This window comes from Leclercia sp. 1548 (assembly GCF_050435045.1).
Taxonomy (GTDB): Bacteria; Pseudomonadota; Gammaproteobacteria; order Enterobacterales; family Enterobacteriaceae; genus Enterobacter; species Enterobacter adecarboxylatus.
In genome coordinates this window covers 264,259-272,162 of record NZ_JBNDJP010000007.1, presented here as the reverse complement: position 1 = coordinate 272,162, position 7,904 = coordinate 264,259, and the positions used below count along the sequence as shown (strand labels likewise).

At 55.1% G+C, this 7,904-nt stretch carries 8 protein-coding genes; 5 read left to right on the top strand and 3 right to left on the bottom strand.

Annotated features, from left to right (window positions below; all coding sequences use genetic code 11):
* Positions 1-190 (top strand): hypothetical protein (locus tag ABIE02_RS18975; RefSeq protein WP_429211413.1); only part of this gene is annotated, 190 nt, incomplete at its 5' end.
* Positions 191-196: 6 nt separating this feature from the next.
* On the opposite strand, the gene ABIE02_RS18970 is transcribed toward ABIE02_RS18975, so the two are convergent.
* From ABIE02_RS18970 to ABIE02_RS18960, 3 genes are all read right to left on the bottom strand, one after another.
* Positions 197-850 (bottom strand): DUF2931 family protein, encoded by a 654-nt coding sequence (locus tag ABIE02_RS18970; RefSeq protein WP_234548574.1) that lies wholly within the window; start codon positions 848-850, stop codon positions 197-199.
* Positions 847-2,739: a phospholipase effector Tle1 domain-containing protein gene (locus ABIE02_RS18965; protein ID WP_336994598.1), complete on the bottom strand. Its 1,893-nt coding sequence runs from the start codon at positions 2,737-2,739 to the stop codon at positions 847-849. Before ABIE02_RS18965 ends, ABIE02_RS18970 begins: the two co-directional genes overlap by 4 nt.
* A 527-nt stretch (positions 2,740-3,266) precedes the next feature.
* Complete coding sequence (locus ABIE02_RS18960) at positions 3,267-4,190, bottom strand: LysR substrate-binding domain-containing protein (RefSeq protein WP_032618199.1); 924 nt, start codon at positions 4,188-4,190, stop codon at positions 3,267-3,269.
* A 170-nt stretch (positions 4,191-4,360) separates the two neighbouring features.
* Here ABIE02_RS18960 and ABIE02_RS18955 point away from each other — a divergent pair, with 170 nt between their 5' ends.
* The 4 genes from ABIE02_RS18955 to ABIE02_RS18940 are packed head-to-tail and all read left to right on the top strand — an operon-like array spanning position 4,361 to position 7,903.
* On the top strand, positions 4,361-5,311 hold the full coding sequence (locus ABIE02_RS18955; protein WP_032618198.1) for a branched-chain amino acid ABC transporter permease: 951 nt from the start codon (positions 4,361-4,363) through the stop codon (positions 5,309-5,311).
* Positions 5,312-5,320: 9 nt separating this feature from the next.
* A complete protein-coding gene (locus tag ABIE02_RS18950; protein WP_059307906.1) occupies positions 5,321-6,427 on the top strand; it encodes a branched-chain amino acid ABC transporter permease in 1,107 nt (368 codons plus the stop codon).
* The gene (locus ABIE02_RS18945) at positions 6,424-7,191 is read left to right on the top strand and encodes an ABC transporter ATP-binding protein (RefSeq protein ID WP_077227676.1); all 768 of its coding nucleotides are present in this window, start codon (positions 6,424-6,426) and stop codon (positions 7,189-7,191) included. The genes ABIE02_RS18950 and ABIE02_RS18945 overlap by 4 nt, the downstream gene beginning before the upstream one ends.
* Complete coding sequence (locus ABIE02_RS18940; RefSeq protein ID WP_032618195.1) at positions 7,184-7,903, top strand: ABC transporter ATP-binding protein; 720 nt, start codon at positions 7,184-7,186, stop codon at positions 7,901-7,903. The genes ABIE02_RS18945 and ABIE02_RS18940 overlap by 8 nt, the downstream gene beginning before the upstream one ends.
* The last annotated feature ends 1 nt before the right edge of the window (position 7,904 follow it).

Here is a 7,904-nt window from a genome sequence, read left to right as displayed (position 1 = left end):
CTGCCGGTTTCTTCCGGGGTCTGCGGTTCAGAAGCCCGGCAGCCACTCACCAATAGCACCACCGCAAGGGCGATTTTCAGTTTCATACTTCTTTACCATCCATGTTGTATTGGGTGCGCTGCCAGTTTTCATCCCGGCGATGCAAAAATCTGAAGAAAAAGGCTACCTGCCGACGCGGCAGGTAGCCTGATAACAATCACCAGTTGCCGTAGGGATAGGCTTTATCTTTGATAAATTCCTGAGTCGTTTTGGTATATCCATATCCCTGAAAATGCCTTGTAATTCCCTTACAGATATCAAGCTGATCGCCTGAAAGCGTCGCGATTTGTTTCGGCCTTAAAGGGACATTTCTCCCTCCGGCGCTGTCCTGAAGCCAGATTTTTACCTTCCCTTCCGGCGCAAGACCAAACAGCATCGTTTTATACCAGGCGGTTTCTCCGTAACGGTCTGTCCCTGTCGGTGTCAGCATGGTTTCACGTAACGAAGGATTGAAAATAATCCACGTTTCATAGGTTTTTTTATCAATGATGGAGTCCCAGCAGAACAGCATGGAAACGGGGGGGTGGCGGACTTTATTAAAGATAACTCCGCCATTAGGTGTAGTGTCACTCCAGAACTGTACGGTATCCGGATCACTCTGCGTACTGTCCAACGTCCGAAAGGTCGATACAACTTTCCCGCTGTCGATTACCACTGCGTGCGTCACGATGGCAGGCAAAGCATAGGGAGTAAAAAATGCAAAACCCCATTTGCCGTAAGGCATGCTGCCCGTTTCTTCCGGTGTCTGCGGCTCAGAAGCGCGGCAGCCACTCACTAATAACACCAGTGCGAGGGCGATTTTCAGTTTCATATTTTTTTCCCGTCCATGTCGTATAGGGTGCGCTGCCAGTTTTCATCCGGGCGATCGAGAAAACCGATGATTTCCGCTGCGGATGCACCGCCCTGCGTAAAACCTTTTGTATCCGCAACGATCGCATTCCAGTTTGCCGAGCAGTGAATATATCGCCGGGCGATAGTGTCGATTTCATCCTGGCTAAACGTACCTGAACTCTGGCCCGAACGAACCGTCTTACCCATTTCCAGGGCTTTGGCGCACAATGAATTCAATTCATCTGGAACATTGAAATTATCGTCTTCCTGTATTTCATCAAACATCACCCCGGCCTCCTGTGCGGCGTCATACATCACCCGCAACGCGACTTTTGACCAGTCATTTCTAATGATTCGGTTACGTAGCGTCAGGGCGGCGTAGCTACGTTTCTGCGGTTCGCCGTAGCGGTCCGGCGGCATGCGGTCATCAAACCAGGTTTCTACAGAAATATCGCTGGTGCGCATAATGGGGGCGACTGCCGGACAGGCGTCCAGCTTATCCAGTTGCTTTCTTGTCTGATGGTAACCCCGCGTTTGTTCGCCGGACTGGCGCAGCGGGACAGTGGCGGTCTCCGGGCGAGACAGAAAAAGATTTTCTTCCACAGCGGGCAGATAACCTCCGCCAATATCAGAATGCACACCGGGTAACGCCAGTTCAGGCCAGGCGGGTTTTACGCTGTTCAGAGCGAAGTTAAAACGGCATTCATGGGCCGCAGTGATATGAAAAACCTTATCCGCCACACCTGGGCGTAGCACAAGATTTACTTCGCCCGTATCCGCACTGTGCGGGTTCAGGCCGTTTAGTGGGGTGCCAATCGCGGCTACGGTATCAAAAATCCCGATAAAGCGAATTTTGCCCACTGGAGTTCCTTTAAACTCTGTGCCCTGCACACCTTCGCGGATTGCAGCAATAATTGCGGGGTCTTCTGAATGAATACGATTGGCAAAGTGACGTGAGGCGGCTGCGCCACGACTGAAACCGAAAATATCAAATTGAAGAGACTTTATAATCAGTTCATAATTTGGTTGTCTTCTGCATATTTCTTGTAAAACCTCCTGTATATTGCGAGCCAGTCGGGATATGGCTATATCCGTTTTAGCAATAACTCCAGTGTCTGATATTCCAAACCCTTGCCCAATCAGGCTGTCCGGCTTACCTGCTTCCGTACCTATACCATCAATGTAAATGGCTCTCTGAATATCACTACCCTTGGTTGATATGTCCTTTTTATACAGCGTCCGCAGCCAGTGCACATTCGTGTAATACCCCGTATAACTAATGGCACCCACACCCGAAACGCCCATACCCTCCCGCGCACATTTTCCCAAAATCGCACCCGCGTCGATGTTATCAAGTTCGTAGCGTTCAGCAATACAGGCTTTTACCATGTTATTGGTATTAATGGCATTGTTGCCCGTACCATCGAAAAACACACCGAGCGTCAGGGTAATTTCTCGTTTTCCTTTTTGGGCACGGTTGCTGGCATTGTCAGAGGTAGCGGCTGAATTTTTTCGTGCGGCCTGCGCATGTTGTTCTGGCTCGCCAGCGTTTACAGGTGCACCGGCAACCGTGTTAACCCGTTTATCTTCCCCGGACCAATATACGGCATTCGGGAATGACGTTATTAGCCTTGCCCGGCACGGGCATGTACTACGGCTATGCAATGTTCCTGCTGCTGCCACGCCATGAATAAAGTAATTAGGTATACCCCCTGCGATATGATAGATCTTACGATCGATACCGCAGGAAACCTTATCGCCGTTTCTGGCCGTCGCAACACCTCCAAAACTATGGTGTTGTGAAGCGGAAAGCACAGTACCGCCACAGGAAGTTTTATCACCCAGACGAATAAAATAACCTATTACCATAATCATCATCCTTAATAAAGCGAATGAGCAGATTTGATTCATTCATGTTCAAAGAAGAAACGGCGAATATTTACATTTGATTAAAATGGTAATAACGCAATATGGAGAGGTTAAATATTACTCCCCCTGCATTGTTCAGCGCCATCAGAAAAATCATTACACCCAGAATAATTAAATGCCACACAAACTAACGGTGGGTTTTGGTTGTTATTATTTTTAGGCCCTATTCTATCGACAAAAATCATTGACTGAGAAAATTACAGGATCAAGTAAAAACTGAAGTAATAATAAAACCTTTGCAATCATTAACGGTGAACCCAGATGCCAGCATTATATAATGCCAGTTGATTGATATTCTTCATCATGCTCATTTCACTGATATTCAAACAGGCTGTTTTTACCATCACTCTGGTCCTCTCCCATAAGAGAGAGGGAACCAAATAGCGCCGAATTACAGGCGGGGTAAGACGCAGCCGCCACCCGTCGATGGTGCTGCGGTGCGGCCTGTTGCCGCTTAACCCTTTACCTCAACTGTTCTGCCGCAGCCAGCTCTGTAACAGCTTACCGTCCTGGCTCATCTCAACATCCTGCCGGACGCACAGGTAATAATCCCGACCATCGTCGATGGGCATATCAAATATTTTCACCAGCTCACCGCTCTCCAGATAGGGCGCAATGAGTGGCTCACGCATCAGGGCGCAGCCCAGCCCCGCCTGCACGCCCGCCAGCGTTAACAGGCCATCTTCAAACATCGGTCCGCTGCGTCGCGGCGGGCGCTTTACCCCCTGCTGGATAAACCACTGCTGCCAGGTCGCGCGCTCCTCATCATGCAGGAGCGGCATTTGTAGCAGCTGTTCGGGGGTATCGATATGTCCGTGCAGGCGCAAAAACGCCCGGCTACAGACCGGCACCATCTGCCCGGAGATAAGCTTCTCGCTCTGGTAGCCTGCCCACTGCCCGTTACCAAAGCGAATCGACATATCCGAGGCATCGCTCAGGTAGTTGCGGTGGTTGGCGTAGACCACATTAATTTCAGTTTGCGGATTGGCCCGCATAAACCCCGGTAGCCGCGGGATAAACCACCCCATGCCAAACAGCGGGATCAGGCTGATGGTCACCTGACGGGTCTGTACCTGTTCAAGCAGATGCTCGGTGGCCTGGCGCAGCACGTTAAAGGCCGCACGAATGGAGCGGTAATAGTCTCGCCCCTGTTGGCTGAGGATCAGCCTGCGTCCCTGACGCTCGGTAAGCGGCATCTGCAGGTACCCTTCCAGCACTTTGAGCTGATGGCTGACCGCTGACGGGGAGATATCCAGCTCCTGCGCCGCCTGGGTCACACTGCCCAGCCGGGCTATTGCCTCGAAGGCCCGTACCGCCCGCAGCGGTGGATCGTTCGCCAGTCGGCTCTCGGCAAAGGCCGGTACCACCAGGGATTGTTCTGTTTTATTCATATATTGATCTGTCATGGATAATCAGGTTTATCAGCCATTTATCATCATCTTTAAAATCAATCAGATAACGCAAGCTCCAAAAATCATAAGAAAGAATATATGTGTATTTCACAATTTAATTCAATTATTAGATGTTACCCGCTGAAAGAGCAATTTGTCGGGTAGGAACGTTGGACACACTCATACAACAACTGATCAACGGCGTGATGCTGGGCAGCATCTACGCGCTGATCGCGCTGGGCTATACCATGGTGTATGGCATTTTGCGCATTATTAACTTCGCCCACGGCGATATTTTAATGGTCGGCGCGCTGACCACCCTGTCAGGGCTGAATCTCCTCAACGGTTATTTTCCCGCTATGCCGCAACTGCTGCAGCTTGGCTTCGCGCTGCTGATCGCGATGGCGGTCTGCGCCCTGCTGGCGATGGCGGTGGAGCGTTTCGCCTATCGCCGCCTGCGGCATGCGCCGCGGCTGGCACCGCTGATCTCCGGGATTGGCGTGTCGGTGCTGCTGCAAACCGTGGCGATGATTATCTGGACGCGTAACCCGCTGATGTTCCCGCAGATCCTGCCGATGGACCCCATTGCCATCACCGCGGGCAGCGAGGCGCATCCCCCGGCGATTGTTACCGTGACCGGCATGGTTACCGTGGCGCTGGCTCTGATCGTCATGACCGGCCTGTGGCTGCTGGTGGAATACACCCGCCTCGGTCGCGGTATGCGCGCCGTGGCCGAAAACCCGCGCGTCGCGACTCTGATGGGCGTCAATCCGAACGCCATCATCACCCTCACCTTCGCCATTGGCGGCATCTTTGCCGCGCTGGCGGGCGTGATGATGGCCAGCAACTACGGTAACGCCAGCTTCTCGATGGGCTTCCTGCCCGGCATTAAGGCCTTTACCGCGGCGGTTCTCGGCGGCATCGGCAACATTCGCGGGGCGATGATAGGCGGGATCCTGCTCGGCATTATCGAAGCACTGGGTGCCGGTTATCTTGGCGAGCTGACTGACGGTGTGTTTGGCAGTAATTACCAGGACGTATTCGCCTTTATCGTGCTGATTCTGGTGTTGGTCTTCCGTCCGGCGGGTCTGCTGGGCGAGCGCGTGGCGCACAGGGCGTAAGAGGAAATCATGACTGCCATTGAACTCAAAACACCGGCGACCCGCCGTAAATTCTGGTCCGGCATGACGCTGTTTGTGCTTGCCCTGCTGCTTGCGCCGGTGGTGGCTACCCAACTGGGCGGCAACTACTGGGTGCGGGTGATCGACTTCGCCCTGCTCTACATCATGCTGGCGCTGGGGCTGAATATCGTGGTCGGCTACACCGGCCTGCTGGATATGGGCTTTATCGCTTTCTATGCTGTCGGCGCTTATCTGGCCGCGCTGCTGGCGTCGCCGCACCTGGCGGAGGTGTTCCCGATCCTCAACGTCTGGTTCCCGGATGGGCTTCATACGTCGTATCTGCTGATCATCCCGATTGCCGCGCTGGTCGCGGCGGTGTGCGGCATCCTGCTCGGTGCGCCAACGCTGAAGCTGCGCGGCGATTATCTGGCGATCGTGACCCTCGGCTTCGGGGAGATCATCCGTATTCTGATGCGTAATCTCGACCGCCCGGTGAACATCACCAACGGCGCTAAGGGCATTACCGGCGTCGATACCCTCAACCTGTTTGGACTGAAGTTCAGCGGGGTATACCACTGGTTCGGCGTCAAGGTGCCCGCCCTGTGGCTGTGGTACTACCTGCTGATGCTGGTGATTGTCGGGATCATTTTTGTCTGTCTGCGCCTGCAACACTCGCGCATTGGCCGGGCGTGGCACGCCATTCGCGAAGACGAAGACGTCGCCCGGGCGATGGGGATCAACGTGCGCAACTTTAAGCTGCTGGCCTTTGCCATGGGTGCCTCTTTTGGCGGTGTGGCCGGGGCGCTGTTTGGTGCCTTCCAGGGCTTTGTCTCGCCGGAATCTTTCACCTTGCAGGAGTCGATTGCCGTGCTGGCGATGGTGGTGCTGGGCGGTATGGGCCATATCCCGGGGGTGATCCTCGGTGCGGTGCTGCTTACTGCCCTGCCAGAGCTGTTGCGTAGCCAGGCTGCGCCGGTACAGCAGGCGCTGTTTGGTTCGGTGCTGATAGACCCGGAGATCCTGCGTCAGCTGTTCTACGGCCTGGCGCTGGTGCTGGTCATGCTGGTTCGCCCGTCGGGCATCTGGCCGGTTCGCCACAAGGAGGTCAACGCATGAGTCTGTTAACCGTGCGCAATATGTCCAAACGCTTTGGCGGCCTGACGGCGGTGGACAACGTCTCACTCTCGATCAACAAAGGCGAAATTTACGGTCTGATTGGCCCTAACGGCGCGGGTAAAACCACCTGCTTCAACCTGATCACCGGGCTGTACCCGGCAGACAGCGGCGAATTTGCCATTGCCGATACACCGTACTTCCCGAAGCAGATCGAAAGAGTGACCGCCGCAGGCATCGCCCGCACCTTCCAGAACGTCCGTCTGTTTAACGAGATGTCGGTGCTGGAGAACGTGATGGTGGGTCGCCATGTACGTACCCGCAACGGGCTGTGGGCCGCGCTGAGCCGTCACAAGCGCGCCAGGGAAGAAGAGGCCCAGACCCGGGAACAGGCGTGGCACTGGCTGGAGTACACCGGCATTGCAAAGTTCGCCCACTACCGCGCCTGCGATCTGGCTTACGGCCATCAGCGTCGGCTGGAAATCGCCCGCGCACTGGCCACCGATCCGCTTCTGCTGGCGCTGGATGAACCTGCCGCCGGGATGAACGCAGCAGAAAAAGTGGCTCTGGGGGAGCTATTGACCCGCATCCGCGACGACGGAAAAACCCTGCTGATGATTGAACATGACGTGAAGCTGGTGATGGGGATCTGCGATCGCCTCACGGTGCTGGATTATGGCAAAACGCTGGCCAGCGGCACCCCGGACAGCGTGCGACGTGACCCGGCGGTGATCGCCGCCTGGCTTGGAGGCAATGCCCATGTCTGAATTACTGAAAGTGGAACGCCTGGACGTGCATTACGGCGGTATCCAGGCGGTGCGCGGCGTCTCCTTTAGCCTGCGCGAAGGTGAACAGGCCACGCTGATCGGGGCCAACGGTGCGGGCAAAAGCTCCACCGTACGAGCCATCACCGGGCTGGAGCGTTTTGGCGGCAACATTGAATTTAACGGCAAGCCGGTGCGTAAACAGAAAGCCGAAGCGCTGCTGCGCGACGGGCTGGTGATGGTCCCGGAAGGCCGGGGTATCTTCGCCCGTATGACGGTGCTGGAGAACCTGCAGATGGGAGCCTGGCTTCGCCGTGACACTGTCACCGTGAAGCAGGAGATGGACGAGATTTTTGCCCGGTTCCCACGTCTTGGCGAACGCCAGCATCAGCTGGCCGGGCTGCTCTCCGGCGGAGAGCAGCAGCTTTTAGCGCTGAATCGCGCCCTGCTCAGCCGCCCGCGTCTGCTGATCCTGGACGAACCCTCCATGGGCCTCGCGCCAAAGATGGTAGAAAACATTTTTGCCGTCATCGCCGGGTTGCGCGAGCGTGGCGTGGCCCTGCTGCTCATCGAACAGAACGCCCGCCTGGCGCTGGAAGTGACCGACCAGGCCTGGGTAATGGACAGTGGCAGTATTGTTCACCATGGCGAATCCAAAGCGATGCTTAACGATGACCAGATTGCACAGATTTATTTGGGCGAAATGCCCGTTTAAC

What these genes read in the sequence shown, in the direction of transcription:
- ABIE02_RS18970 (WP_234548574.1), bottom strand. Translation starts at nt 850, where the DNA reads ATGAAACTGAAAATCGCCCTCGCACTGGTGTTATTAGTGAGTGGCTGC.
- ABIE02_RS18965 (WP_336994598.1), bottom strand. Translation starts at nt 2,739, where the DNA reads ATGGTAATAGGTTATTTTATTCGTCTGGGTGATAAAACTTCCTGTGGC.
- ABIE02_RS18945 (WP_077227676.1), top strand. Translation starts at nt 6,424, where the DNA reads ATGAGTCTGTTAACCGTGCGCAATATGTCCAAACGCTTTGGCGGCCTG.
- ABIE02_RS18960 (WP_032618199.1), bottom strand. Translation starts at nt 4,190, where the DNA reads ATGAATAAAACAGAACAATCCCTGGTGGTACCGGCCTTTGCCGAGAGC.
- ABIE02_RS18940 (WP_032618195.1), top strand. Translation starts at nt 7,184, where the DNA reads ATGTCTGAATTACTGAAAGTGGAACGCCTGGACGTGCATTACGGCGGT.
- ABIE02_RS18950 (WP_059307906.1), top strand. Translation starts at nt 5,321, where the DNA reads ATGACTGCCATTGAACTCAAAACACCGGCGACCCGCCGTAAATTCTGG.